The organism is Paenibacillus kribbensis (assembly GCF_002240415.1).
Lineage (GTDB): Bacteria > Bacillota > Bacilli > Paenibacillales > Paenibacillaceae > Paenibacillus > Paenibacillus kribbensis.
This window is the reverse complement of record NZ_CP020028.1, coordinates 2,255,349-2,280,137: the sequence shown is the minus strand read 5'-3', so window position 1 is coordinate 2,280,137 and position 24,789 is coordinate 2,255,349. Positions and strand designations below refer to the sequence as shown.

At 49.1% G+C, this 24,789-nt stretch carries 26 protein-coding genes; 3 read left to right on the top strand and 23 right to left on the bottom strand.

Annotated features, from left to right (window positions below):
* Nucleotides 1-58: 58 nt before the first annotated feature.
* The 11 genes from B4V02_RS10255 to B4V02_RS10205 all read right to left on the bottom strand — a co-directional run bounded on the left by B4V02_RS10255 (nucleotide 59) and on the right by B4V02_RS10205 (nucleotide 11,506).
* A complete protein-coding gene (locus B4V02_RS10255) occupies nucleotides 59-2,347 on the bottom strand; it encodes a thiamine pyrophosphate-dependent enzyme (protein ID WP_094154694.1) in 2,289 nt (762 codons plus the stop codon).
* Nucleotides 2,347-3,360, bottom strand: coding sequence for a 2-oxoacid:acceptor oxidoreductase family protein (locus B4V02_RS10250; RefSeq protein ID WP_007430880.1), 1,014 nt, complete (start codon nucleotides 3,358-3,360; stop codon nucleotides 2,347-2,349). Before B4V02_RS10250 ends, B4V02_RS10255 begins: the two co-directional genes overlap by 1 nt.
* 244 nt (nucleotides 3,361-3,604) lie before the next feature.
* Nucleotides 3,605-4,039 (bottom strand): peptidylprolyl isomerase, encoded by a 435-nt coding sequence (locus tag B4V02_RS10245; protein WP_007430881.1) that lies wholly within the window; start codon nucleotides 4,037-4,039, stop codon nucleotides 3,605-3,607.
* Nucleotides 4,040-4,199: 160 nt separating this feature from the next.
* Complete coding sequence (gene lysA / locus B4V02_RS10240) at nucleotides 4,200-5,567, bottom strand: diaminopimelate decarboxylase (RefSeq protein WP_094154693.1); 1,368 nt, start codon at nucleotides 5,565-5,567, stop codon at nucleotides 4,200-4,202.
* 110 nt (nucleotides 5,568-5,677) lie between these two features.
* Nucleotides 5,678-7,372 (bottom strand): spore germination protein, encoded by a 1,695-nt coding sequence (locus B4V02_RS10235; RefSeq protein ID WP_094154692.1) that lies wholly within the window; start codon nucleotides 7,370-7,372, stop codon nucleotides 5,678-5,680.
* Nucleotides 7,373-7,398: 26 nt separating this feature from the next.
* On the bottom strand, nucleotides 7,399-7,821 hold the full coding sequence (locus B4V02_RS10230) for a stage V sporulation protein AB (protein ID WP_094154691.1): 423 nt from the start codon (nucleotides 7,819-7,821) through the stop codon (nucleotides 7,399-7,401).
* Nucleotides 7,818-8,471, bottom strand: a complete 654-nt coding sequence (locus B4V02_RS10225; protein ID WP_094154690.1) for a stage V sporulation protein AA — start codon at nucleotides 8,469-8,471, stop codon at nucleotides 7,818-7,820. The genes B4V02_RS10230 and B4V02_RS10225 overlap by 4 nt, the downstream gene beginning before the upstream one ends.
* 172 nt (nucleotides 8,472-8,643) lie before the next feature.
* Nucleotides 8,644-9,399 (bottom strand): RNA polymerase sporulation sigma factor SigF, encoded by a 756-nt coding sequence (gene sigF / locus B4V02_RS10220; RefSeq protein ID WP_007430886.1) that lies wholly within the window; start codon nucleotides 9,397-9,399, stop codon nucleotides 8,644-8,646.
* An 11-nt stretch (nucleotides 9,400-9,410) separates the two neighbouring features.
* Nucleotides 9,411-9,866, bottom strand: a complete 456-nt coding sequence (gene spoIIAB, locus B4V02_RS10215; protein WP_094154689.1) for an anti-sigma F factor — start codon at nucleotides 9,864-9,866, stop codon at nucleotides 9,411-9,413.
* Nucleotides 9,863-10,216, bottom strand: a complete 354-nt coding sequence (gene spoIIAA / locus B4V02_RS10210; RefSeq protein WP_007430888.1) for an anti-sigma F factor antagonist — start codon at nucleotides 10,214-10,216, stop codon at nucleotides 9,863-9,865. The genes spoIIAB and spoIIAA overlap by 4 nt, the downstream gene beginning before the upstream one ends.
* A 96-nt stretch (nucleotides 10,217-10,312) precedes the next feature.
* On the bottom strand, nucleotides 10,313-11,506 hold the full coding sequence (locus B4V02_RS10205) for a D-alanyl-D-alanine carboxypeptidase family protein (RefSeq protein WP_094154688.1): 1,194 nt from the start codon (nucleotides 11,504-11,506) through the stop codon (nucleotides 10,313-10,315).
* 237 nt (nucleotides 11,507-11,743) lie between these two features.
* Here B4V02_RS10205 and B4V02_RS10200 point away from each other — a divergent pair, with 237 nt between their 5' ends.
* Complete coding sequence (locus B4V02_RS10200; RefSeq protein ID WP_094154687.1) at nucleotides 11,744-12,955, top strand: O-antigen ligase family protein; 1,212 nt, start codon at nucleotides 11,744-11,746, stop codon at nucleotides 12,953-12,955.
* A gap of 126 nt (nucleotides 12,956-13,081) precedes the next feature.
* Here B4V02_RS10200 and B4V02_RS10195 read toward each other — a convergent pair whose 3' ends face one another.
* The 7 genes from B4V02_RS10195 to B4V02_RS10165 all read right to left on the bottom strand — a co-directional run bounded on the left by B4V02_RS10195 (nucleotide 13,082) and on the right by B4V02_RS10165 (nucleotide 18,629).
* The gene (locus tag B4V02_RS10195; RefSeq protein ID WP_094154686.1) at nucleotides 13,082-13,906 is read right to left on the bottom strand and encodes a purine-nucleoside phosphorylase; all 825 of its coding nucleotides are present in this window, start codon (nucleotides 13,904-13,906) and stop codon (nucleotides 13,082-13,084) included.
* 84 nt (nucleotides 13,907-13,990) lie between these two features.
* A complete protein-coding gene (gene xerD / locus B4V02_RS10190) occupies nucleotides 13,991-14,935 on the bottom strand; it encodes a site-specific tyrosine recombinase XerD (protein ID WP_094154685.1) in 945 nt (314 codons plus the stop codon).
* 42 nt (nucleotides 14,936-14,977) lie between these two features.
* On the bottom strand, nucleotides 14,978-15,151 hold the full coding sequence (locus tag B4V02_RS10185; protein ID WP_244188540.1) for a DUF4227 family protein: 174 nt from the start codon (nucleotides 15,149-15,151) through the stop codon (nucleotides 14,978-14,980).
* A 233-nt stretch (nucleotides 15,152-15,384) separates the two neighbouring features.
* The gene (gene fur / locus B4V02_RS10180; RefSeq protein WP_043891159.1) at nucleotides 15,385-15,882 is read right to left on the bottom strand and encodes a ferric iron uptake transcriptional regulator; all 498 of its coding nucleotides are present in this window, start codon (nucleotides 15,880-15,882) and stop codon (nucleotides 15,385-15,387) included.
* 100 nt (nucleotides 15,883-15,982) lie between these two features.
* Complete coding sequence (spoIIM, locus tag B4V02_RS10175) at nucleotides 15,983-16,636, bottom strand: stage II sporulation protein M (protein ID WP_094154684.1); 654 nt, start codon at nucleotides 16,634-16,636, stop codon at nucleotides 15,983-15,985.
* 191 nt (nucleotides 16,637-16,827) lie between these two features.
* The gene (locus tag B4V02_RS10170; RefSeq protein ID WP_094154683.1) at nucleotides 16,828-18,024 is read right to left on the bottom strand and encodes an endonuclease Q family protein; all 1,197 of its coding nucleotides are present in this window, start codon (nucleotides 18,022-18,024) and stop codon (nucleotides 16,828-16,830) included.
* Nucleotides 18,021-18,629 carry an NUDIX domain-containing protein gene (locus B4V02_RS10165; protein ID WP_094154682.1) on the bottom strand — a complete coding sequence of 203 codons (609 nt, stop codon included), beginning with the start codon at nucleotides 18,627-18,629 and terminating at the stop codon, nucleotides 18,021-18,023. The genes B4V02_RS10170 and B4V02_RS10165 overlap by 4 nt, the downstream gene beginning before the upstream one ends.
* Before the next feature lie 126 nt (nucleotides 18,630-18,755).
* Between B4V02_RS10165 and mciZ the strand changes: the two genes are divergently transcribed.
* Nucleotides 18,756-18,899 carry a Z-ring formation inhibitor MciZ gene (gene mciZ, locus B4V02_RS10160; RefSeq protein ID WP_094154681.1) on the top strand — a complete coding sequence of 48 codons (144 nt, stop codon included), beginning with the start codon at nucleotides 18,756-18,758 and terminating at the stop codon, nucleotides 18,897-18,899.
* A 59-nt stretch (nucleotides 18,900-18,958) separates the two neighbouring features.
* On the opposite strand, the gene B4V02_RS10155 is transcribed toward mciZ, so the two are convergent.
* Entirely contained in the window at nucleotides 18,959-20,092 is a 1,134-nt protein-coding gene (locus tag B4V02_RS10155) for a tripeptidase T (RefSeq protein ID WP_007430899.1), read from the bottom strand.
* An 85-nt stretch (nucleotides 20,093-20,177) separates the two neighbouring features.
* Between B4V02_RS10155 and prli42 the strand changes: the two genes are divergently transcribed.
* Nucleotides 20,178-20,282, top strand: a complete 105-nt coding sequence (gene prli42, locus B4V02_RS10150; RefSeq protein WP_016822268.1) for a stressosome-associated protein Prli42 — start codon at nucleotides 20,178-20,180, stop codon at nucleotides 20,280-20,282.
* A 131-nt stretch (nucleotides 20,283-20,413) separates the two neighbouring features.
* On the opposite strand, the gene lipB is transcribed toward prli42, so the two are convergent.
* The 4 genes from lipB to B4V02_RS10130 all read right to left on the bottom strand — a co-directional run bounded on the left by lipB (nucleotide 20,414) and on the right by B4V02_RS10130 (nucleotide 24,654).
* Nucleotides 20,414-21,106 carry a lipoyl(octanoyl) transferase LipB gene (gene lipB, locus B4V02_RS10145; RefSeq protein ID WP_094154680.1) on the bottom strand — a complete coding sequence of 231 codons (693 nt, stop codon included), beginning with the start codon at nucleotides 21,104-21,106 and terminating at the stop codon, nucleotides 20,414-20,416.
* Nucleotides 21,107-21,168: 62 nt separating this feature from the next.
* The gene (locus tag B4V02_RS10140) at nucleotides 21,169-22,548 is read right to left on the bottom strand and encodes a dihydrolipoamide acetyltransferase family protein (protein ID WP_094154679.1); all 1,380 of its coding nucleotides are present in this window, start codon (nucleotides 22,546-22,548) and stop codon (nucleotides 21,169-21,171) included.
* Nucleotides 22,549-22,636: 88 nt separating this feature from the next.
* Nucleotides 22,637-23,623, bottom strand: a complete 987-nt coding sequence (locus B4V02_RS10135) for an alpha-ketoacid dehydrogenase subunit beta (RefSeq protein WP_007430902.1) — start codon at nucleotides 23,621-23,623, stop codon at nucleotides 22,637-22,639.
* Between the two features lie 2 nt (nucleotides 23,624-23,625).
* A complete protein-coding gene (locus B4V02_RS10130) occupies nucleotides 23,626-24,654 on the bottom strand; it encodes a thiamine pyrophosphate-dependent dehydrogenase E1 component subunit alpha (protein WP_094154678.1) in 1,029 nt (342 codons plus the stop codon).
* Between the last annotated feature and the right edge of the window lie 135 nt (nucleotides 24,655-24,789).

Here is a 24,789-nt window from a genome sequence, read left to right as displayed (position 1 = left end):
AACGACAAAAAAGATTCTTCACGCAGCAAGCGCAAAGAATCTTTTTGGAAAAACCGAATTATAGCTCCGAAATTTCATGTTTCTTTTTCAGAATGGTCCAGCGGCGTTCAATTTCCTGCTCAAAGGTGGCCAACGTCGCTTCCTCCTTAAGCAGATGCTTCGTTTTCCCCATTAATTTCAACCATTCAGCGGCTGGAATCCGTTTCCCCTTGTCTTCCGGGTTGTACGTAATCGTCGTATTGCCCTGCTCAATTTCGTACAATGGGAAGAAGCAAGACTCAACAGCAGCCTCCACAATGCTGGTGCCCAGCCGATCTTCCGACTTCCAGTTCAATGGGCAGGCACACAGGATTTTGCCATAGGCCGTTCCCACGTTGTTCGCATACCATTGCGCTTTGGCCGCTTTACGCAGCATATCCTGCGGATGGCTTTCAGCAGCTGTGAAGGCATACGGAATGTTACAGGCGGCCATGATTTGCACGGTGTCCTTGTGATGCCCTTGCTTCCCTTTTTGCATCTTCCCTACACCCGACGTACTGGTCATATGACCGAGAGGAGTGGAATACGATTGCTGCGAGCCTGTGTTCATGTATCCCTCGTTATCATATTCCAGCATGATCAGCTTATGATTGCGCAGAGCCGCACCAATCGCAGAACCCATCCCAATATCCATACCACCGTCGCCGCTGATCATAATAAAGGTTGGATCATCCGACATCTCAATCTCATTACGACGCTTCATTTCCAAGTAAGCTTCCAGTGCTCCCGAAAGTGTAGCTGCCCCGTTTTGAAAAAGATTATGGATCATCGGTTGCTTGTGTGATGTATATGGATAACCCGTTGTCACCACATAGACGCAGCCTGTCTGAAACAATACGACAATATCGCCTTCAATCCCTTTGAAAAACAGCTCAAGCGCAGATAGTGCTCCGCAGCCCGGACAAGCTCCGTGCCCCGGCGTAAGCCGACGTGGTTTGGTCGTCAGCGAACGCAGCGGCGGTACCTTGACCTTGAGCTTTCCGGTCGCCTCGTCCGGCGTGACCTGAATCAGACCCGTGCGGTACGCATCGCCCCGTGGCGGCTGCATGACCTGCGGCATCACCTTATCCGGTGAACCCGGATGAATGCCGTAATAATCAAACGGCTTCTCCGCACGGCCGGCTTCTGCCGCCTCGATCGCGAGCTGGAAGAACGCCTCTGCGTCTTCCGCATAAAAATCCTTGCCGCCCAAGCCAAAGATGCGGCACAATACAGTCGTCTTGTTCAGCGGGTCCTCCTGTAGAGCCGCCTTGATTTCGTGCGTCAAATTACCGCCGTCGGCGCCGTACGAATCCGCACGCTCGCCCACCACCAGCGCCTTGACGTGGCGCAGTGCCTCACGCAGCTGGGCAGCCGGGAACGGACGAATGATATTCGGACGAACGACCCCGGCCTTAATGCCGCGCGCACGGAACTGATCCGCCACATCCTTGGCCGATTCAGCCGCCGAATTCAGCAGGAATACTGCAACCTCGGCATCTTCCATATGATATAGATCCAAAATCGGATATTCCCGACCGGATAAAGATGCATATTCTGCCGCAACCTGCTCATATACTCCTTCAGACCGTCTTAATGCCTCAGACTGCTGGAAGTGATTGTTCGTCAGATCATCGCCATTCATATGAGCGCCTACCGTAACCGGATGATCAAAATCCAAAATATTCGGATGATTCAGATTGGGATTCGGCCCTACAAAATCCCGTACCGTCTCCGCATCGGCAAAATATTGCACCTTGCGCTTCTGATGTGACGTATAAAAGCCGTCATAAGCGACCATCACAGGCAATCGAACATCGCTGTGCTCCGCAATTTTCAGCGCCATGATATTCATATCATACACAGCCTGTGGTGTGCTTGCCGTCAAAATGACCCAGCCCGTATTCAGACCGTAGTACAGATCCGAATGATCCCCGCGAATATCCAACGGACCACTGACGGCCCGTGTCACCAAATTCATCACCATAGGGAAACGCGTACCTGACTGAACAGGCAGCTGCTCCAGCATATACAGGAAGCCCTGCGAGCTGGTGGCATTCACCACTCTTGCTCCCGCTGCTGCGGCACCATAGCATATCCCCGCCGATCCATGTTCTCCATCCGCTGCAACCAGCTTGATGTTATGCTGACCCCTCGTTCTCATCTGATCCAGGTACTGCGCCACCTCGGTCGACGGAGTGATCGGAAAATATCCCATCATATGATAATTGATTTGCGCAGCCGCTGTAGCGGCCATTTCATTGCCGGATTCGAACGTCGTTACTTGTGCGGCGCCTGCTTGTTTGAGCTCCTCCTCCAGTTTAGCCATTACACACGACCTCCTTCATACACCGGAAATTGGTGGGCAACTCGGTGCTGTTCCGACCAGCCCCATTGCTCACGACGCGAACTTAATGCTCCCGATGGGCAAATATCCACGCATTTTAGACATCCTTTACAATACTGATAATCAATTCCTTGCAAAAATGGCATCATTCTGCCGCGTTTGTCTGCTTGCTCTTCCCATACAAAGCAGTAATCCGGGCAAATTGAATCGCATTTGGCACAATGAGTACATTTGTCAGCTTCATATTCAGGTAAATAACCCTGGCGTGAGCCACTAAGATCTTTTGTCATGCTGTTCCCCTGCGTAGCAATAACTCCACCCAATGTTTGCGTTTCGTAGCCGAGCAAAGGCTGCGGACGTTCAAAAACCCGATCCTGCGTGTCATGGGTGACCGGATATACGTGCAGCTCCACTTCCTCAAACCCACGGTTAAACGTACGCAGGTTAGGCTCCACTAATTGTGGATATTTCTTTTCAAAGGTACTGCGAATAACCGATCTCATCGCTTCCGGGTCCAAAAAATCGCAGACACGGAACAAGGCTCCGAGCATGGACGTATTCAGTTTGGTTCGCTCCTCCAATGCGATGCCCATTGCATCCACCACCGCCAGCGTACCGGATACCAGTCCCAAATCAGCCCGTATTTCTTCTGCCGGACGCGTGGAATTGACCACAACGATCCCATCGGCTGGAAGTCCGCTGATCACATTTACCGTTTTGTATAATGCTTCATGGAAAATGCCTACCACATGCGGTTGTTCGATCGGACTGTGATCACGGATATCAACTCCCGGATCACAGAAGCGGACAAAGCTTTTAACCGGAGTTCCCTTCTTTTCTGAACCGTAGGACGAGAAATTTGAAGCATTCAGCCCCAAACCAAGCACACCGGTTTCGGCCAGCATTTTGCCAGCCAGATTAGCACCGAGTCCACCAATGGATTCCAGCCGGATTTCGAAAAATCCGAGTCGATTTGTGCGCGTTAAAATAGACAATGTGATAAGCCCCCTTCTTTTGCAACCTTCATTGAGCTTGAATACTCATAAAAATAAATGAAAATGCATTCTAATGAAAAGGCTATCACAACGCTTACTTTTCGAATGTGATCTTACTCACTGAAACAACTGCGTGATTGGGAAAAACAGCAAACCGTCAAATAAAAGACAACAAAAAGCCGTTCTGTCCAAAAGACAGAACGGCCTGCGTGCTAGGTCAAAAAATCAAGCATTTAACGGCATTTTATGCGTCAAATACTTTAACCTCTTTCATTTTGTCACCTTGTTTTACAGCATCGATAAATTCCATACCTTTGGTCACTTTGCCAAATACAGTATGTACTCCATCCAAATGCGGCTGTGGAGCGTAGCAGATGAAGAATTGGCTGCCACCTGTGTTGCGGCCCGCATGAGCCATGGACAGAACGCCTTTGGCATGCTTTGTTGTGTTCGTAGCTGTTTCACAGTCAATGGTGTAGCCAGGGCCGCCTGTACCGTTACCGATTGGACAACCGCCTTGAGCAACAAAGCCCGGAATGACACGGTGGAAACTTAGACCGTTGTAGAAGCCGCTGTTAGCGAGCTTTTCAAAGTTAGCAACCGTATTTGGAGCTTCTTCCGGGAAAAAATCAATTTCGACGATACCGCCGTTTTCAAGATCTATTCTACCTTTTTTCATTGTTTGTATCTCCTTTTCAACCTGTTTTGAAAGCTAAATAACATCAAGTTCCAGTTTACTATGAATTGCTGCGCTTAGCAAAGCCTTGTCCAAAAAAAAGACCACTGTACCGGTATAGTATCCCCGGCCCAATGGTCTGCTTGCTCACACACATCAAAAATCAGGACGAAACCGTAATTTTAGCATTGGAATGAAGTGCTGGACTAGCTTCGTCACGAACCAAGCGCTGCGGCACAACATCGTTGCGTACGATATCCTCGTAGGTTTCCCGGCGCACCACCAGTTCGGCTTCACCGTTGTTCACGAATACCACCGCCGGACGGCGTATCCGGTTATAATTACTTGCCATGGAGTAATTGTAGGCTCCGGTTGAGGCAACAGCGAGCAAATCCCCGCTATTCGGACGAGGCAGCTCCACATCCCAAATCAGCATATCGCCGCTCTCACAGCATTTGCCCGCAATGGATACGGTCTCTTCGTTCGCATCCTGTGCCCGATTCGCCAGCATCGCTTCATACTTGGCCTGATATAACGCCGGACGCGGATTATCCGTCATACCACCGTCTACCGAGACATATTTCCGTACCTGTGGAATATCCTTAATGCTTCCTACGGTGTACAAGGTTGTGCCTGAATCGCCCACAATGCTGCGCCCCGGCTCAATCCAGATTTCTGGAAGTTCGTCATAAAGCCCGGAAAAATGGGTTTTAACCGCTTCGCCAATAGCATGAACATAGGTAGAAATTTTCAGCGGTGTGTCCTCTTCGGTGTAACGAATGCCAAATCCCCCGCCCAGATTAATCACCTTGAAAGAAAACTGAAGCTGTTCCTTGATTTCTCTGGAAAAAGCGGCGACCCGCTCGGCAGCCATTTGGAAGCCGTTCACTTCAAAGATTTGCGAGCCGATATGGGAATGCACTCCCAGCAGATGCAGATGATCCAGCCCGATCGCCTGCTCTACCGCTTGGCGCGCTGTACCGTTCGCAATGTCAAAACCGAATTTCGAATCCTCCTGGCCTGTGGCCATATACTCGTGCGTATGCGCTTCAACCCCTGGCGTAACTCGCAATAAAATATTCACCTGCTGTTTCCGCTCGGAGGCAAGGGCCTGCAGCAAATACAGCTCCATCTCGCTGTCGACCACGAAGCAGCCAATGTGCGCATCCAGCGCCATTTCAATTTCTTCCGGTGTTTTGTTGTTGCCATGAAAATGGATTCGCTCTGCCGGAAATCCTGCTTGCAGCGCAGTGAACAGCTCTCCACTGGAAACAACGTCGAGCGACATTCCTTCTTCTGCAGCCAAAGCACACATCGCCATGACGCAAAATGCTTTGCTTGCATAGGCGACTTGAAACTTCAAGCCGGTTTCATGAAAAGCTTCTATAAACTCCCGGCAGCGCCGGCGTACTAACTGTTCATCTACAATATATAGCGGTGTTCCAAAACGCTCCTTCAAAAGCGTTGTATCACATCCGCCAATTTCCAAATGTCCATTGCTGTTAATTTTACTGCTTCCATGCAAATACATGTTCTGGCGCCTCTCTTTCTGGAACAAGCTAGTCATATTCCATCGAATGTTTACACCAGTATAGCAAAAAAAACATCAAGAACAATGGATTTTTATGCAGATCATTTAGATTAATGCTCCTGTCCATTGCCTGAGTCCGAATCTGTATTGGCATCCGTATGGGGCATACGCGTATTGTCCCTCGTTTTATTAAATGACGGGCGGTTAGGCGCATCTAGTACAGGCTTGCGGAACAAAATAGAAGCTAACGCCTTGGCATTAAAAGGGATGAACGGCCACAAGTAAGAAGAATTGTATGACCGATGCATTGTCAGCATCAAAATAATCAGGGTCGTTCCTACGACAAAGCCTGGAACGTGGAAAATGGCTACAGCGACCAGTAGAAATAACCGGATCAGTCTGTTGGCCAATCCCAGCTCATAGCTCGGAGTGGCGAACATGCCTATGGCGGCTACAGCCATATACAGCACAACCTCATTCACAAACAGCCCTGACTTAACCGCAATGTCACCGACCAGAACGGCTGCGATCAAGCCCATAGCGGAAGCCAGGGGTGTAGGGGTATGAACTGCCGCCATCCGCATGAGATCGACCCCTAGCTCCACGATGATAAACTGGGCGATCAGTGGAAGGTGAGCTTGCTTTTGAGGACCGATAAAATCGAGAAATGCCGGTTTTAGTTCGGGATTGATGACCATAAGCAGCCACATCGGAAGCAAAAACATCGAGGCGAAAATCCCAATAAAGCGTACCCAGCGCAAATAGCTTCCCATGAATGCCGTCTGCCGATTTTCTTCCGCATGCTGGCACAAGTCGAAAAAAGTGGTTGGCAAGATCATTACACTGGGTGAGGTATCTACGAAAATAACAAGTCTTCCTTCCATAATATGCGAAGCCACGACATCTGGTCGCTCCGAATATCGCACCAATGGATATGGATTCCAGCCTTTATTGATAATCGTCTCCTCTAATTGTTTGTCCGCCAGCGGAATTCCGTCCAGATTGACGTTTTTAATTTTGTCGCGTACGGTATCCACCATCACCTTATCCACGATATCATCAATGTAGCCCAGACATATGTCTGTCCTTGTTCGGCGTCCGACCTGCATCGCTTCAAATTTAAGTCCGGGGTCCCGCAAACGACGACGCACCAGCCCTACATTCGTAAGCATCGTCTCGGTAAATCCATCCCGGGCACCACGTACGACACGCTCCAATGAGGGCTCCTCCGGACTACGTACCGGGTAATTACGGGTATCCAGAATGACGGAAAAACGCTCGCCTTCCATAAGAAAGGCGCTATAGCCTGCTAGCACCTTGTTGATGACAACCGACATTTTGTCCGTCTTTTCCACTTGAATATGTGGGATATAATATTCAAAGTATGCTTGCAGCCCATCCGAAGACAGATCATCCGGCGTCAGATAGGTAAGCCGCTTCAGCACCTCAACCATGATCTGATCCTTTGCAAAGGTATTCAGGAACAGATACCCAATATGGCGCCCACCCGTTGTCATTTCCCTGAACACCACATCAAAAGTCTCTCCCAGGCCCAACACCATTTTGAGCGTTTCACGATTATCCTTCATTATTGGCGAAATATCATCTTCCATCTGCCAATAACGAATGGACTCCTCTACATTATCAGAATGCTCACTTTCTTTTTTGTGCTTAAGGCGTTTCGCTTCCTGCTGCTGCTTTTGCTTCCAAGAGCTCAAATTTTCCCCGTCAGTATCATTTTCCCTTCCAATTGCTCCGTCTGCCTGAACATACTCCTGATGCTCCTGATCTTCCCTGTGATCCATATCGCTTGCCCCCTCTGCCTTCGTTATTATCGGTTGTATACAAACCAGTCAAATAAGGAACCCGTTACCTTACCAAGTACCATCGCCATCAGCAGGCCAAACATATACACAGACATATGAAGCCTCTTGGCAAGTATGGGCAGGAGATTTAATACCTCTGTTAAAGCTGCGGCGAGCAAACCAATAAACAATCCACAAAATAACCCGGGTATCCATGTGAATATTTTAGGGAATGGCAAGTAAATATCCCAAAAATCAGCCACCGTTCCTACCACTGAACCTAAGATCATCGCCTTTTCGTATGCGCGTGATTTTTTATATGTGCGGGTGAGCTGGGCCAATCGTGGCATGATGTCCAGCACAATAAAAAACGCGATTACGCCACTCCCCACTGCCAGACCTCCAGCGATGCCCAAAATAATCTGCAGCGCGCCCTGTACAAATGTCATGGCTGCTTATCCTTTGAATGCAGGCGGGCCATTTTTTCATACTCCTCCGCCACAACGTACTGATCCACATTTTCCTGATACAAATACATTTCCACCTCCAGCGGTGTCGGCTCCTCGTTCCACTTTTTTTTGAACAAGTGATTGAAGAACACGATCATGCCAAAACCGATACCAAACGAGTAGGCAATTTGAAACAAGTACGGATGTTCGTCCTTATGTCCCGTAATCATCTCCACAATCCGAACCTGTACCTCCATCATGCTGACGTCGGCGTGAAAGTTCATAATCGTTAATGCAGAGCCAAAAAACAGAAGCACCCATACCAAAACGAACAATATTTTGGATGGCTTACGGGGTTTTTCCACGACTTCCACAAGTACATGCGGCTTGCCAAGGGATTCGACTACAACACCCGGAATATGTTCTTTAATTTTGGAAATGATCTGCAGCATGTCCACCAGTATCAGGTTGCCGTCCTGCTTCTGCGGCCGTTTGAGAATAAGCTTAAGCAGCTCGTTTTCCCATTCGGGATCGGCTAGCAGATGGGCCACATCTCCCAAACGCAAATCCTGCCCTTGGATCATCCGCACACGGCTACGAAGCCGCAAGTATACTATAGGAGCCACTGTAGGAGCCGGACTATGAGTCATCCGATCCCCTCCTTATCCTCGTAATTACCGATTATTATGGAACGAAGCAAGCAAATCTATTCTTCGACTTGTCCTTTTTCCCACGCAAAAAAGAGTATCCCCTGCCATGAAAAATGGCCTCGGAATACTCTTTAGACTCACGTAAAAGGATTTCACTAAATCCTGACTGCTATTATTGGGCAATTTGATCGCGGATCAGCTGCAGAATCTTTTTTTCCAGCCGGGATACCTGCACCTGGGAAATACCAAGTCGACTTGCAACCTCCGACTGGGTCTGATCCCGGTAATAACGCAGGTACACAATTAACCGCTCCCGCTCGGAAAGTCCGCCGATGGCCTCATTCAGAGCCAGCTTGTCAAACCATCTTTCCTGCGATTCGTCAGCAATCTGATCCATGAGCGTGATGGGGTCACCGTCATTTTCGAACACCGTTTCGTGAATCGAGGTAGGCGGCTTATTCGCTTCCTGCGCAAAAACAACATCCTCTGGCGTGACTCCCAGCTCATCGGCAACTTCCTTAACCGTAGGCAGTCGGTTGAGCCGTTTGGAAAGCTCGTCCTTCATTTTGCGGACCTTATTGGCCGTCTCCTTCAGGGAACGGCTAACCTTGAGTGTCCCGTCATCACGAAGAAACCGTTGAATCTCACCAATAATCATCGGTACCGCATAAGTCGAAAATTTGACTTCATAGCTGAGATCAAATTTATCCACCGATTTTAACAAACCGATGCAACCAATTTGAAAAAGATCGTCAGGTTCATATCCCCGGTTCATAAAGCGCTGCACGACAGACCAAACGAGCCGGATATTACTATTGACCAACGTCTCACGGGCATCATTATCACCAGACTGACTTCGTGCAATGAGCCGCTTGACTTCCGCATCCTCCAAATAGCTGTGTGAAGTTTTTTTTCCTCCTGCTTCCATAGGACCAACCCCTAATTATATAAAGCTTTCTTGGATTCAATCCTTTTCTTCATCCGGACCGACGTGCCTCCGCCCGGCTCACTGACTGCCTCAAACTCATCCATGAAGTTTTCCATAATGGTAAAGCCCATACCCGAGCGTTCCAACTCAGGCTTGGATGTATACAGAGGCTGCTTGGCCAGCTCCAGATCCTCAATTCCCCGTCCTGCGTCTTCAATGACCAGCGTAATCACGTCTGCTTCAATGCCGACTTTAATCGTTACGACACCTGACGGATCACTGTCATATCCGTGAATAATACTGTTTGTCACTGCTTCAGACACCACGGTTTTCAAGTCGCTCAGCTCATCCATTGTAGGATCAAGCCTGGAAATAAAAGCTGCAACAGCCACACGGGCAAAAGCTTCATTTTCGGATTTGGCGGCAAACTGCAAGCTCATGAAATTGTTTCCTGTGTCTTCTCTCATGATACGACCTCCAGTTCCGTGAGCGCATTTCCCTCGTTGTCATATATAGGCATAATTTTAAACAACCCTGACATCTCCAGCAGTCGATATACTGGCGGATTGACATCACAGACGGCCATTTTCCCGCCCTTTTGCTTGATCAGCTTGTATCGGCCCAGGATAACACCAAGCCCTGAGCTGTCCATAAACTGAAGATTCTTCAGGCTGAGCACGATGTGCTCGCATTGCCGACGCTGAATCGCCTCATCCATTTGCATGCGGACCATGTCCGACGTATGGTGATCAAGCTCACCGGCTAGCCTTACAATCAGTACCCCCCGGTGATGCTCCATTTCAATTTGCAGGTTCATGCTTGCTCACTCTCCTCCCGGTCTTGGACAAGGATTTCTACGCTGCCGCAGACGATTCCTGCCCTCCGACAAAACTAGAAGAAAACCCCGTCCAATCTACAAAGAAAACAGATTCGACATGGTGCGTTTTAACAATTTCCACCATCCGGCCTTCTCAATAGCCACAGGCGAAGTAATGTTAAACTCCTTTAACCGTTGACCATCCTGATAGACAACCAGCTTGCCGACCGGATCTCCTGCGCGGACAGGTGCTTTGAGACTTGGAGCCAGCTGCAGCTCATGACGCAGCGTTTGTTTAGTTCCACCTTTTTTCACCAGCACACTGTATGAGCGGTCTGCCTGTATTTTTAGCTCTGGCAATACGCCTTTTTCAACTTTTACGCTTCCCAGCAAGTCACCCGGCTTGTATATGGATTTCATTGTATATTGAGAAAATGCGTAGTCAAACATCGATGATACTTCATTGTTGCGTATCTTGGTATTCGGCTCACCGAGCACGACGGCTACGACACGCAAGCCATCACGCTTCGCCGTAGCGGAAAGACAAAACTTCGCTTCTGACGTATAGCCTGTTTTCAGCCCATCTGCTCCAGTGTAGAAGCGAACAAGCTTATTGGTATTCACCAGCCAAAAGGGCTTGACCGAGGATTTGCGCAAATAGTCCTGATATGCTCCTGTATACTTCGTAATTTGTGGATATTTCAACAGCTCCCGGCTCATTACCGCAATATCATGCGCAGAAGAATAGTGATTTTTTACAGGTAAACCGTTGCAATTGGCAAAATGGGTTTCCTTGAGTCCGAGTTGCTGCGCTTTGGCATTCATCAGCTCGACAAAAGCCTGCTCGGATCCTGCAATTTTCTCAGCCATGGCCACAGAAGCATCGTTCCCGGAAGCCATTGCAATTCCCTTTAACATCTCGTCAACCGTCATTTCTTCTCCCGGCTCCAGAAAAATTTGCGACCCACCCATCGAGGATGCATAATCGCTGGCCCGCACTTTATCGGTTAGCTTGAGCTTGCCGTTATCAATAGCTTCCATCGTCAGCAGCATCGTCATAATTTTGGTAATGCTCGCTGGGGGAAGCTTTTCACGACTGTTTTTTTCATAGATAACTGTGCCTGTATCTGCATCCATCAGGATCGCCGAGAGAGCCTCAGGAGCCAGCTCCGCCGCAGAGCCTCCCTTGGGTTTGCTTTCAGGTTTGCTTTCTTCGGCCCAACCGCCGACGGGGACAGCAGTCAAGGCCACGAGACAAGCCAGAATGAACGCCACCACTTTTTTCTTCACAATCGGTTCCCTCCTCAACATATTGGCGGAAAGCACCGGAGCCCGTATACTTGCCCCTCCGGCCTATTCGCGTGCTGCTAACCATTGTCGTCAGATTGGAAGAAAAATATTCCATATGGTTGATTATTCATTTTCTTAGCATGGACTGAGGATATGCACGAGAGAGGTTGCTCTAGGCTGTACAAAAAGATACGATTTGTATAAAATAGATACATAACGTATCAAGGCGGTGAAGACGTGAAGCATATACTCACAGTGGCCGGTTTACTGGCTTTTTCAATTCCTTATGCCTGTCAGGGCCTATCCCCCAGAGTCATCACAATTGCCCTGCTCATTCTGTTATTCAGCTATATCATGCTGCTGCCTTCACTCAAAACGATGATCGCAACTTTAGCAGACAATCCGTTGCTGACCTTGCTCATGATGTACATAGCCGCCTCCTGCTTATGGGCTGAACAGGAGCAGACCTCATCTATGCTGATGGTTCTCAAATTCCTTGCCTTCTCTACCTTTGGCCTTTATTTTGTTACCCACTACACAGCACAGGGCTGCATCCGCCTACTTGTCATTACATTAAGTATTTTGAGCGTACTCAATCTGCTGGCTGTTGTGCTTGTTCCCTCCTTTGCTATTCATGCAGGCGTAGAACATACTGGACTGTGGAAGGGGATCTCCGGTCATAAAAACACACTCGGGACCCTCTCTTTATTAAGTTTTGTTTCGCATGTCATATCCTTTTTCAAAGGAAAACACAAAGCTTTGCATATCGGCTTTATCCTGCTCAATGCCCTATTGCTCATTAAATGCCAATCTACCACCTCGTTGGTGCTGACATCCTCGCTGTTCGCATTTATTTTGTTTATATTGCTATTCAAAAGAATTCGAAGTGTCGCGTCGCGAGGTTTTTTCATTAGTACTTCCGGCCTGCTTGTGCTTTTGGGCTTGGTATTCGCCTTTACTTTTGGGGATGCGATTGCATCGGAGTTCGGAAAAACAACAACCTTGACCGGAAGGACAGAAATCTGGCAGGGAATCGCTGGTGCTATTCAGAGCCATTACTGGTTTGGTCATGGTTACGGCTCCTACTGGGCAGCCCGGCCCAGTATCTATGCGGGTGGAATCCGATTTGATCTGACAAGCAGTCATAGCGGCTTCCGGGATTTATGGATCGACGTGGGCCTCGCAGGACTCCTCGCCACGATCGCAATCGTTACAATCACCTTATTAAAATTCAGAATTGGCAAAGCAGATATGTATACATGGCTGACAGCAATGGTCTTTTTCCTGTTCATTGTATTAAACAATATAACGGATAGTCGTTTTCTGAACTCATTATCCATCTACTGGATCATTTTTATGGTGATTGTCATCAAGGTGCAGGAGCAGCATAGACTGGCTGTAACAGAAAAGACAAATTCGGCAGCATTGAGCACATCCCCACTTCATTAGGAGATATCACCACACTCAGGCAGCCCGAGGCAAAAAAGAACCCCGTATCCCAGCGCATCAAAAGACGCTCGGATATGGGGTTCTTTGGTTACATGTCCGCCATTTTGGCTCAGCGGCGCACCTTATCTACATTTGTGGAATAATCGCCAGTACAAGCTTCAAAAATTGCTCGCGTACCTTTTCCGCCGTCTCCATCACTTCACTATGGGACAGAGGCTGATTCAGAATGCCCGCTGCCATATTCGTGATACAGGAGAAGCCGAGTACCTCAATGCCCGCATGACGGGCTACAATAACCTCAGACACAGTCGACATGCCCACCGCGTCTGCGCCCAGGGTGCGCAGCATGACGATTTCAGCAGGCGTTTCATAGTTTGGTCCCAACAGACCGGCATATACGCCTTCCTGCAAGCTGAAGCCCTGCTTAGCAGCTGTTTGTTTGGCAATTTCACGCAGACGGCGGCTGTACGCCTCTGACATGTCAGGGAAACGAACACCCAACCCCGCATCATTCGGTCCAATCAGCGGATTCTGTCCTGTCAGATTCAGATGATCCGAGATGACCATCAGATCGCCTGCCTGGTAGGATGTATTTACGCCACCAGCCGCATTCGTTACCAGCAGGCTTTGAATACCCAGTTGCTTCATGACCCGAACAGGGAAAGCTGTTAGCTGCGGGCCATAGCCCTCGTACATGTGAAAGCGTCCCTTCATCATGACTACAGCGCGACCTTCAATCGTACCTAACAGTAATTCTCCCTCATGACCTTCTACCGTCGATATGGGAAAATGGGGAATTTCCTGATAGGGAATGCTAATTCCATCCTGAATCAAATCGGCCAGAATACCGAGACCCGATCCCAGAATAAGACCAATTTCCGGACGAATTCCGCTCTTGGAATGGATATAATCTGCTGCTTCCTGAATCATAGCTTGGTTGGCTGTTGACATCAATATCGCTCCTGACTTGTACAATCGTTAAGTTATAGTGCTCCTCACATTTTCTAATGACAGCAAAGCGTCATTACCGCAGCATTACCGATGTTCCTTGCCTTCATGAGAAGTGCGGTTGCTGCCGTGCGGGTGATGCCTTTCATATACTTCCTTCATATTCCATCTGGCCGTCTGCGCATAAACCTGCGTTGTAGACAGATCGGCATGGCCCAGCATTTCCTGTACAGAGCGCAAATCGGCTCCGCCCTCCAGCATATGTACCGCAAAGGAATGCCGCAGCGTATGCGGCGTAATATCCTCGTTTATGCCTGCCTCCTGACCATACTTCTTAATTATTTTCCAGAAGCCCTGTCTACTGAGGCGCTGACCAGATACATTCAAGAACAGGGCTTCCTGCCCCGCCTGAGCTTCTTCGTCCTGCATGGGTCGCAGCAACGATGGGCGCTGCTCATCTATGTAGGTCTGCGCCCACTGTGCCGCCTCACGGCTAATCGGCACTACACGCTCCTTGCCCGCCTCGCCGCCACAGTGAACAAAGCGCAGATCGGTGCGCACATCATGCACGTTCAGAGCAATCAGCTCGGATACGCGGATGCCTGTTGCATACAGCAGTTCCAGCATCGCCTTATCCCGTACCCCCTGCGGGGTAGTCACGTCCGGAGCTGACAGCAAACGCTCTATTTCATCCTGCGTGAGCACCGAGGGCTTCTTTTTGGTCGCTTTCGGCAACTCTAGCAGAACAGACGGATCTTGGCCTGCAATTCCCTCCCGAATCAAAAAATGAAAAAAGGAGCGAATGGAAGCAACGCTGCGAGAGATCGTCGCCGCTGCTTTCCCCTGTTCCTTCAAACGTCCCAAATACAGCACCAAATGTGACCGCTGGACGTTGTCCGGCTGCTCAAGGCCACAGGTTTCTGCGAACTCGGCAAACTGCTGTATGTCCCGATGATACGCTTCCAATGTGCTGCGCGACAAGCCCTTTTCCTCTTCCATATATCGAACGAAAGGTTGAATATACATTTTCATGAGTAGCAAAAGTCTCCTTGTCCTACCTACAGCGATTCATAGCTATTCCCCATACCAGTAAAAAAAACGCAAACGCTCCAATAACACCATTTGGTGCTCAGTTCCCTCAGAAAATGCCTGTCCGCCAATTACCTTAACTGCATGCCCTTCTGGTATCCGGTAATGATCCACAGGTGTTATCCAATCTGTAAACAATCTGAGGCTATAAAAGAACATGCATGCCAAAGCCCCGAAGAGTATGACTATACGCAGCCATTTTAGTACGTTTCGCATCGATATAACCATGTGGATCAGCCGCCTTTTCCCAGAATATAGAACCTATCAGGCTCTCTAAGCAAGGATATGACAAGCTATTCCTTTTTATACCGCTTGATCCTGTGCAGCCATCCCGAACTAAAAAGCTCCCCCCGAACGCGTCTTCGTCGGTGAGAGCTTGGGTTGTCAGCTTATTAATCCTGAGATTTGTTTTTCCTGGTTTTGCCCAAAGACTTTTGAGCAGTCGTATCGTTCTTCGCCTTGCAACGATAGCAAATACCGTGAAAGTCCAAACGATGGTCCACTACGGTAAAATTAAATTCCCGTTCCAGACGCTCTTCCAACGGCCCAAGCCAATCCTCCAGTATTTCATCTACACTGCCGCACTGCACACATATCAAATGGTGGTGGTGATGCTTGGACGTATCGCCACGCAAATCATAACGAGCCACGCCATCACCAAAATTAATTTTCTCCACGACATGCAGTTCACTTAGCAGTTCTAGGGTACGGTATACGGTTGCCAGACCGATTTCGGGAGCTTTCTCTTTGACGAGCATAAATACATCTTCCGCACTCAGATGATCATCTTCGTTCTCAAGTAAAACTCTAACGGTGGCTTCCCGCTGAGGCGTTAGTTTGTAGCCCTGGGATTGCAGTTGCTGCTTAATTTTTTCGATCCGTGCTTCCATGTGTCTCCCTCCCCCTGCAAAGCTACTGCCTACTGCACTTTTTTTCACTCCTATTATTATAGGGGGTCTATACAAATAAAGTCAAACATTTTGAAACAGGTTAGGATGGTACGGAAGCCGTTAGCATGGGAGTGACCCATTGCATCATAACCGGGGTGATCCAGGTTTCAAAGGACGCGCTACCGACGAGAAGCAGCATCATTACCGCCGTCAGTCCAGCGTAAGACAGCAAAGGACGCAGCATCCCGTCAGACGGGCGGGTAGCAATTATTTTAGTTTTGATCATATGAATGGAAAAGGTCATCGCAGCCACACTGCACACAAGCAGCACCGGAATCACAAGCAGGTTATGAGGAGCTACCGAGACGAGGGAAAATAACAGCCCTTTCCACGAGTATTGCCCTACCAAATAGCCCACTGAAAATCCGATTAGTACACCCTTGAGAAAATCCAGCACGAGAATACCGGGAAGACCGATGACCGAAAGGCCGCACACCCAAATTAAACCGACCCATTTCAAATGCAGAGACACGCTATCCCAAAAGGTCGAGGCCGCCTGTGGATCAGCAAAGCCCTGCTCGTTTTGATTGACCGTCGCAAAAAAATCCTTCAGATAACGCGACAAATCCTGTAGCTGCTCCAGCGAGAGCGCATTTACCATCAGTGCGCCAAAGACAACCCCCACCAGAAACAGCACAGCCAAAAAAACATAATACGGCGTCTGATCTTTTAACGTATGACGAAACCATTGCATCGGCGTCCTGCCCCTTTCATCTGCTTGTTTGTCCAAAAAACAACCGGAATCCGACAGCTGATGGCTATGAATGGAGGCAGTAAAGATTCGTAAAAGATGTGCCAAGCCAGCGGCGGCATAGATATTTTTATGGTTATTTCATGGTTATGAACAAGCAGATGCCGATATGACTTTATCAGGACATGGCTTTGCTAGGACTTGGCTATTTTGCCGTATGTTCCGCCGCCGCCGGACACGAGAGAGAGTCGTCCCTCACGGGACAGAATAATTTGCTCTGCCAATACTTCCCCGACAACGGCCGCCAGGTCACCCTGTTTGACCTTATGCAATATATTCATTTCCGTCCCAAACGCAGTCAACAGATGATTCAGCTTGGCTTTGCCCAGACCGGGAATAAACTCAAGCGGAATCTGATAAATGTACGGCGGGCGATGTGAGGGAATCACGGGCTGTTCACGGTCGGCAATGCTCCATATTCGATCCAGCACGCCCCGCACCAGCTTGGGGTGACCACAATCAGGACAACGTTCGTCCACCATCTGTTGCTCGTCAATAATCGTACCGCAGCTTTGACAGTAAGAACGGTGGTATTTGCCCAGCTTGGGGTTTAATCCGTAGTTGGCACACACCCTTCGTCCTTCCCGCCGCTCCAAAGCCATTCTGAATTCATCAAAGCACGGCTTCGTGAGCGATAATTTGTTGTATTCTCGTCCGATTTTCCCAAGTGAATGGGCATCGGAATTGGTAAGAAAGCTGAAACGATCCAGCTCCGAGATCATTCCGGCCATGGATGAATCTGCGCTTAGCCCCAGCTCCACTCCACTGATGAGCTCCATATCGAGCAGTTCTTCCATTCGGGCCGCAGAGCTGCCGTAAATGCCCTTATGAGGGGTAAACACGTGCGCAGGCACCATGATGCCTCCACGCCCGTAAATTTGCTGCTGTAATTCGCGTGGCGGTGCGTAGATGCGTTGTGAGCTGAGATTGACATTTTTCATATGTCGGGTCATCCATTGCGTAAAATCCTCCATCACCGCCAAATTTGGAAAGTAGGCCAATACATGCGCTTCGGGGCGTCCTTCGGCTCGGATTTCCAGCTCCGTGCCTAGCAGAACCACCGTATCACGGTAGGCGATGCCGCCGCCGCTGATTTCCGTCATTTCCCCTGTATGCAAATAAGCTTGAATATCTTCCTGTACATTCGGTGCGTGGCAATCAATGATCCCGATCAACCCGATCCCTTTGCGACTGGAGGCTTCCTTGGCAATGTTAGCGAAGGTCAGATCACGGCTGCCACTGATTTTCACCGGATCTCCCTTCTCTGTTCTGCCAATATGAATATGGAGGTCAGCGAAATAGTCTGTAAGTTCTACCTTATTTCCGTTCATATTGCTTGGAAGCTCCCTGTGTGCTGCTGGAGCTGCCATGCATAGACAGCCAAAATCGTTTTGGCATCACTTATCCGTCCTTCACGAATGAGCGCCTGCGCTTCTTCCATCGTCACCTCAAACAGCTCCAGAAATTCATCCTCATCCGGCTCCATTTCCCCTAGCTCCAGCTCTTCGGCCACATATAGATGTATGATTTCATCCGCAAAGCCGGGGGACGTATAAAAGGAATGCAGCAGCTTTAACGACTTGGCGTTATAACCTGTCTCTTCTCTCAGCTCACGTCTCGCCGCCTCCATCGGGTCTTCGCCTCGCTCCAGCTTGCCTGCTGGAATTTCCACCTCACATCGTCCCATAGCCTGTCTGTACTGGTCCACGACCAGCATTTTCCCCTGATGCAGTGCCAATACAGCCACCGCACCCGGATGCTTTACGATTTCACGCTTTCCAGTAGAGCCGTCGGGTAGCTCTACGGTGTCCACCTGTAACGTAATGACCTTTCCTTCAAAAATCGGCTGCGTAGACACCGTCTTTTCCTCCAGCGCAGGATTCGAATATAGCTTGCGATGCAAATCGTTCGTGTGGTGATTCACTTGGTCGCTCATTGATTATGTCTCCTTCTTCGTCATCTATCTTTTTCTTTATCTATTATCGCCAACGATAGTCTAACTTGTCCACTTCGGACATATGCTGGTGGTATAATAAACTTCCTGTGATAAGGAGCTGCTGAGATGAAAAGCTACCGTACCGAAACCACCCTCCATATTGTCGGCAAAGCCTGGCAGATTCAAGCTCTCTTGCATCAATGGCAAAAGGAACACGGTCCCTCAGCCACCATTGCTTCGCTGATGGTTCCAAAAAAGGTTCAGGTCTAAAGACAAGGAACGATATTCCTGTCTTTAGCCTGAACCTCTTTGTGCATAGGATACAAGTTTTACTTTGCGGTCTCCTGAATCAGAGCTACAACGACTTCAGCAACCTTTACCAGATCATCAGCCTTGATTTTTTCCTCTGTTGTATGAATGTTCTGGTAGCCCACAGCCAGATTCACCGTTGGAATCCCCAGTCCGTTGAATACATTGGCATCCGACCCACCACCGGAATGGAAGGTCGATGTTGGTAATCCCAGCCCTTGAATCGCACGCTGTGCTACCTGCACAACCTCATCATGCTCCGTAAAGCTGAATGCCGGATAGATCACCTCACTGCGGAACTCACCCTGTGCGCCAAATTCACGCGCTGTAGTTTCCAGTGCTTCACGCATATGCTGGATTTGATAGTTAACCTTTTCCTGCACAATACTGCGTGCCTCTGCGCGAATCAGGACAAAATCGCATACAATATTCGTTGCCCCACCGCCTTCGAAGCTGCCGATGTTGGCAGTGGTTTCTTTATCGATTCGGCCCAGCTTCATATTGGAAATCGCTTTGGATGCAACTTGAATGGCACTAATGCCGTCTTCAGGATTCACGCCCGCGTGAGCGGATTTCCCTGTAATCTTCATTTCAATACGTGCCTGCGTAGGTGCAGCTATACAAATGGAACCCACTTCCCCATTGGAATCCAAAGCATACCCGAAGTCCGAATCCAGCACTTCCGGCTTCATCGCCCGCGCACCCATCAGACCGGATTCCTCACCAGCTGTAATAACGAATTGAATTTGACCATGGGGAATGTTCTGCTCGCGCACGACGCGAATCGCCTCAAACAGGGCAGCAATACCCGCCTTGTCGTCAGATCCCAGAATCGTTGAACCATCACTGCGAATCCAGCCATCTTCACCCAACTGCGGCTTAATGCCTTTGCCCGGGGTAACGGTATCCATGTGGCAGGTAAAAAACAATTTGGGTGCTTTCTCCACACCTTCCGCTTTCCAGGTGACAATCAGATTGCCTGAGCCATGTCCGGTTCTCTCACGGGAATCGTCTTCCGTTACCTCCAGTCCAAGCGCATTAAATTTTTCTTTTAAAACACGTGCTATTTCCTGCTCATACTTCGTTTCGCTGTCCACCTGTACCAGTTCCATAAATTCCTGTACGATTCGATCTCTCACTACGTTTGCTCTCATTAAACTTTCCTCTCTTTCCCGTTTACGCTACAATACGAATAGATGGTCTTATCTATGACTTAAACCTTTACAAAAGGAGTTACACATGTCTAACAAAAAATGGGTTCGTTTTTTCGTTTATGTTATGCTTGCTGCTATGATTGGCTCTACACTGTTCATGGTCATCGAGCCTTTCATTATGCCACTATAATGGACAACAACTACGCTCATAGTATCTGGCCGCCTCATGGCTCGATAAAGGCTGTGAGCGGACAAGCTGTTGTAAATGCAAACAGGCGGGCTGTCGTGTCAATCACGTAATAGCCCGCCTTATCTTTATGGTTAGGAATGCGCTTGCCATTCCGCAGCAAACGAAAATTGCTGTTCGAAGTGCGGAACAATTTCCTTCGCAATTTGCTCCACCGAAAAAGTCTGCTGTGTACAGTCCTCCAGTGAAGTCACTCCATATTCCTGAATGCCACATGGGACAATACCTTTAAAGCCCTCATGCTGAATCCCTGATTTGATGTTGAAGGCGAAGCCGTGACTGGTTATAAAGCCCCGACGGTGCTTGCACTTGTTGAATTTCACACCAATGGCGGCAATTTTAAGATTCCCGACCCACACCCCTGTATATTCAGGCTTACGATTCCCCTCAATCCCGTGAGTTGCCAGCAGTCGAATGATCACTTCTTCCAAACTCCGAAGGTAACCGTGCAGATTCAACGCCTCCCGATTACCGAGCATAAGCAGAGGGTAACCGACAAGTTGTCCTGGCCCATGATATGTAATGTCTCCCCCACGGTCAATCTGAAAGACGCTAATTCCCTGGGCTTCCAGTTGCTCGGGTGTGAGCAGCAAATGCTCGGGATGCCGCTGAGAGCCAATCGTGTAGGTCGGCGGGTGCTGGAGAAGCATAAGCGTTTCCCTCGCTTCTCCGGCATCCAGCTTCCCTACGATCTCCTTCTGAACGTCCCATGCATGAGCATATTCCATTCTATCTATATAGGTTACTTCGAGCGGTCGTCTGTCCACGGCCTGTCACTTCCTCCCCGTCCATTTACCCAAATGTTCGGATGACCCAGCTGTTCGGAAAATTAGTACAGCTTCGTATCCAAGGTGTAGCCTTCCAGGTTTTCTTTGACCCGTTGCAGGAATCGTCCGCAAATGACACCGTCCAGAATGCGATGATCCAGCGACAAGCACAGATTAGCCATCGAGCGAACCGCAATCATATCATCAATGACCACCGGTCTTTTGACGATGGATTCAAAGGTGAGGATTGCTGCTTGCGGATAGTTGATCACCGGATAAGACAGAATTGAACCAAAGGAGCCGGTGTTGTTAACGGTGAACGTTCCGCCCTGCATATCATCCAGTTTGAGCGTTCCCTCCCGTGTTTTACGAGCCAGATCCTCGATTTCACGAGCCAGTCCAGCAATATTTTTCTGATCCGCTTTTTTGATGACAGGGGTGAGGACTGAATCCTCCGTACCCACAGCCAGCGAAATATTGATATCTCTTTTGATGATAATTTTATCCACTGCCCACACCGAGTTCATGATCGGATATTCCTTGATCGCATTCACGACTGCTTTCATGAGGAAAGCAAGGTACGTAATGTTGATCCCTTCTTTTTGCTTGAACTCGTTTTTGACCTTGTTGCGGAGCATCACCAGATTGGTCACATCCACCTCTATCATCGTCCAGGCATGTGGAATTTCTGAAACGCTTTGCCGCATATTACGGGCAATCGCACTCCGAATAGGTGTGACATCAATAAAATATTCTGATCTGTTATGGCTGTCACCCTCAACCTCAATCATAGGAACCTTTGGAGCCTCCGTTAAATGAATACCGCTGTTGCGTACCGGAATAGCAGGGTCCATATTTTGAATCGGTGTACTCTGCTGAGCGGCAGAAGGCTGTATTCCAGTAAAAGGCGAGCCTTGTCCCTGCGCCGTTCTGCTTGGCTGTTCTGGTACTACAGCCTGAGCAGAGCCGCCCTGCTGCACATAATTCAGGACATCCTTGCGGGTAATTCGTCCCCCCATGCCCGTACCCGGTACTCGACTTAAGTCCACATTGTGCTCAGCAGCCAACGTTTGTACCGCCGGGGAAAAACGTCCCCGCATCGACTGATCAGAAGCAGTTCCCTGCTGAGCTTGTGTATTGCTAGGGGCTGCTGGTGCAGCAGAAGTTGCTGATACCGCAGGTGCAGCCGACTTGGTCTGAATACGGCAAATCAACTCACCTACTGCTACCGTCTGACCTTCTTCTGCTAACAGATCACCCATAATTCCGTCCAATGTGGATGGGATTTCCGCGTTTACTTTATCTGTAATGACCTCGCAAATCGGTTCAAACTGCTCCACCGTGTCGCCAGGTTGTTTCAGCCATTTGGCAATAGTCGCCGATACGAGCGATTCTGCCAATTGAGGCATGGTCACGTCGTTCCATTGTGTTTGGTCTGACATTTTTTCAGCTCCTTAACATCATAGGAGGGCGCGTTTTACCGCTGCCCTCGCTACACTTTTGGAATGCTTTCGTCCAATCTGCTCCATTCTAAAACATGGCAAGACGACGCATGGCTTCCTTCACTTTGTCCTTGTTCAACATATAAAATTTCTCCATGGGTGGACTGATCGGCATGGCGGGGACATCAGGAGCGCACAGCCGCTCAATCGGGGCATCCAGCTCGAATAAACATTCCTCATTAATAATGGCCGATACCTCAGCGCCGATGCCGCCCGTTTTGTTGTCCTCATGCACGATAAGTACCTTGCCGGTATGGCGTGCAGCCTCAATAATGGCCTGACGATCCAGCGGCTGGAGTGTACGCAAATCCACAACGTGTGCGGTAATGCCCTCTTCCTTCTCCAGTTCCTCCGCAGCCTGCATCACAAAATGCAGCGGCTGGCTGTAGCCAATAACCGTAATATCGTCACCTTCACGCAATAGATTGGCCTTGCCAATCGGTACGATATAATCATCCTCAGGCACTTCACCCTTAATCAGCTTGTAGGATTTTTTGTTTTCAAAAAACAGCACCGGATCAGGGTCACGAATGGCGGCCTTTAGCAATCCTTTGGCATCATAAGGCGTAAAAGGAGCTACAATTTTCAGACCCGGCGTACCAAAAAAGATCGACTCCGGACACTGCGAGTGATACAAGCCGCCAAAAATACCCCCACCGATTGGCGCGCGGATGACAACAGGACAATTCCAGTCGTTGTTAGAGCGATAGCGGATTTTAGCCGCTTCACTAATAATTTGGTTCGTCGCCGGAAGCATGAAGTCCGAGTATTGCATTTCGGCAATCGGCTTCATTCCGTACATGGCTGCACCAATCGCAACCCCGGCAATTGCCGACTCTGCCAATGGCGTATCCATGACACGCTGCTCGCCGAATTGCTCCATAAGACCCTTGGTCGTCGTAAAGACGCCACCCTTCACACCGACATCCTCGCCTAGTACAAAAACCGTTTCATCCTGCTCCATTTCTTCTTTCATGGCCAGGCGAATCGCGTCAATATATTCCATAATCGCCATAATTATCGGCCCTCCCCATCGCTGTCGGCATACACATGCAGCAGCGTATCTTCAGGCTTCGGAAAAGGAGCAAGATCTGCATATTCAATCGCTTCCTTGACTTCGAGCAGCAGCTCAGCCGACAAATCAGCGTCCTTGGCCTCATCCCAAATGCCGCATTCGATCAAGTAATTTTTCATGCGGGCTACGCCGTCCTTGGCCCAGTTCTCATCCACTTCTTCCTTGGTCCGGTAAGCCAGATCATTATCCGAGGTAGAGTGAGGAGACAGACGGTACATCATCGCTTCGATCAACGTCGGACCATCACCACGCACAGCGCGTTCACGTGCTTCCTTCACAGCCGCATATACGGCCAGCGCATCATTGCCATCGACCCGAATTCCAGGGAACCCGTAGCCCAAAGCACGATCGCTCACCTTGCCCGCCAGCTGTTTATGAATCGGTACTGATATTGCATATTGATTGTTCTCACACATAATGATGACCGGTAGCTTCTGTACGCCTGCAAAGTTACAACCCTCGTGAAAATCCCCCTGATTGCTGGAGCCTTCCCCAAATGTAACAAACGATACAAAATCCTTTTTCTGCATTTTGGCAGCCAGCGCTACACCCACTGCATGCGGAACCTGTGTCGTCACTGGACTGGAGCCTGTCACAATCCGCAGCCGTTTACTGCCAAAGTGACCCGGCATCTGACGACCGCCGCTATTCGGATCATCTGCCTTGGCAAATGCTGACAGCATCAGCTCGCGTGGTGTCATCCCCACAGCAAGCACGAATCCGTAATCCCGGTAATACGGAAGAAAATAATCCTTTTCCCGATCCAGACCAAAAGCTGCCCCTACTTGGGCCGCTTCCTGACCAATGCCGGAAACGTGAAAATTAATTTTTCCTGCCCGCTGCAGGAGCATATTGCGCTCGTCAAATTTCCTTGCAAGCAGCATATATCTGTACATGTCAATTACTTGTCCGTGGGTAAGTCCCAGCTGTTCATGTCTGAAACCAGCGTCTACAGCGCCTTTTGAACTCATCGAGGCACCTCCTTAAGTATCAAAACGTCCTACTACCAGCACCTAGTACCATCTTGTCTTAAAACCTGGTACTAAACTCTGACTAACCCCATTATAATCCTTTTCTCCCCAAAAAGAAAAGCACCGATTTATTTG

Bases quoted from the DNA above. Each gene is read 5' to 3' on its own strand.
- B4V02_RS10255 (WP_094154694.1), bottom strand. From the start codon at position 2,347: ATGGCTAAACTGGAGGAGGAGCTCAAACAAGCAGGCGCCGCACAAGTA.
- B4V02_RS10245 (WP_007430881.1), bottom strand. From the start codon at position 4,039: ATGAAAAAAGGTAGAATAGATCTTGAAAACGGCGGTATCGTCGAAATT.
- lysA (WP_094154693.1), bottom strand. From the start codon at position 5,567: ATGTATTTGCATGGAAGCAGTAAAATTAACAGCAATGGACATTTGGAA.
- B4V02_RS10235 (WP_094154692.1), bottom strand. From the start codon at position 7,372: ATGGATCACAGGGAAGATCAGGAGCATCAGGAGTATGTTCAGGCAGAC.
- B4V02_RS10230 (WP_094154691.1), bottom strand. From the start codon at position 7,821: ATGACATTTGTACAGGGCGCGCTGCAGATTATTTTGGGCATCGCTGGA.
- B4V02_RS10225 (WP_094154690.1), bottom strand. From the start codon at position 8,471: ATGACTCATAGTCCGGCTCCTACAGTGGCTCCTATAGTATACTTGCGG.
- sigF (WP_007430886.1), bottom strand. From the start codon at position 9,399: ATGGAAGCAGGAGGAAAAAAAACTTCACACAGCTATTTGGAGGATGCG.
- spoIIAB (WP_094154689.1), bottom strand. From the start codon at position 9,866: ATGAGAGAAGACACAGGAAACAATTTCATGAGCTTGCAGTTTGCCGCC.
- spoIIAA (WP_007430888.1), bottom strand. From the start codon at position 10,216: ATGAACCTGCAAATTGAAATGGAGCATCACCGGGGGGTACTGATTGTA.
- B4V02_RS10195 (WP_094154686.1), bottom strand. From the start codon at position 13,906: ATGTCAACAGCCAACCAAGCTATGATTCAGGAAGCAGCAGATTATATC.
- xerD (WP_094154685.1), bottom strand. From the start codon at position 14,935: ATGAAAATGTATATTCAACCTTTCGTTCGATATATGGAAGAGGAAAAG.
- B4V02_RS10185 (WP_244188540.1), bottom strand. From the start codon at position 15,151: ATGTTCTTTTATAGCCTCAGATTGTTTACAGATTGGATAACACCTGTG.
- fur (WP_043891159.1), bottom strand. From the start codon at position 15,882: ATGGAAGCACGGATCGAAAAAATTAAGCAGCAACTGCAATCCCAGGGC.
- spoIIM (WP_094154684.1), bottom strand. From the start codon at position 16,636: ATGCAATGGTTTCGTCATACGTTAAAAGATCAGACGCCGTATTATGTT.
- B4V02_RS10170 (WP_094154683.1), bottom strand. From the start codon at position 18,024: ATGAACGGAAATAAGGTAGAACTTACAGACTATTTCGCTGACCTCCAT.
- B4V02_RS10165 (WP_094154682.1), bottom strand. From the start codon at position 18,629: ATGAGCGACCAAGTGAATCACCACACGAACGATTTGCATCGCAAGCTA.
- mciZ (WP_094154681.1), top strand. From the start codon at position 18,756: ATGAAAAGCTACCGTACCGAAACCACCCTCCATATTGTCGGCAAAGCC.
- B4V02_RS10155 (WP_007430899.1), bottom strand. From the start codon at position 20,092: ATGAGAGCAAACGTAGTGAGAGATCGAATCGTACAGGAATTTATGGAA.
- prli42 (WP_016822268.1), top strand. From the start codon at position 20,178: ATGTCTAACAAAAAATGGGTTCGTTTTTTCGTTTATGTTATGCTTGCT.
- B4V02_RS10140 (WP_094154679.1), bottom strand. From the start codon at position 22,548: ATGTCAGACCAAACACAATGGAACGACGTGACCATGCCTCAATTGGCA.
- B4V02_RS10135 (WP_007430902.1), bottom strand. From the start codon at position 23,623: ATGGCGATTATGGAATATATTGACGCGATTCGCCTGGCCATGAAAGAA.
- B4V02_RS10130 (WP_094154678.1), bottom strand. From the start codon at position 24,654: ATGAGTTCAAAAGGCGCTGTAGACGCTGGTTTCAGACATGAACAGCTG.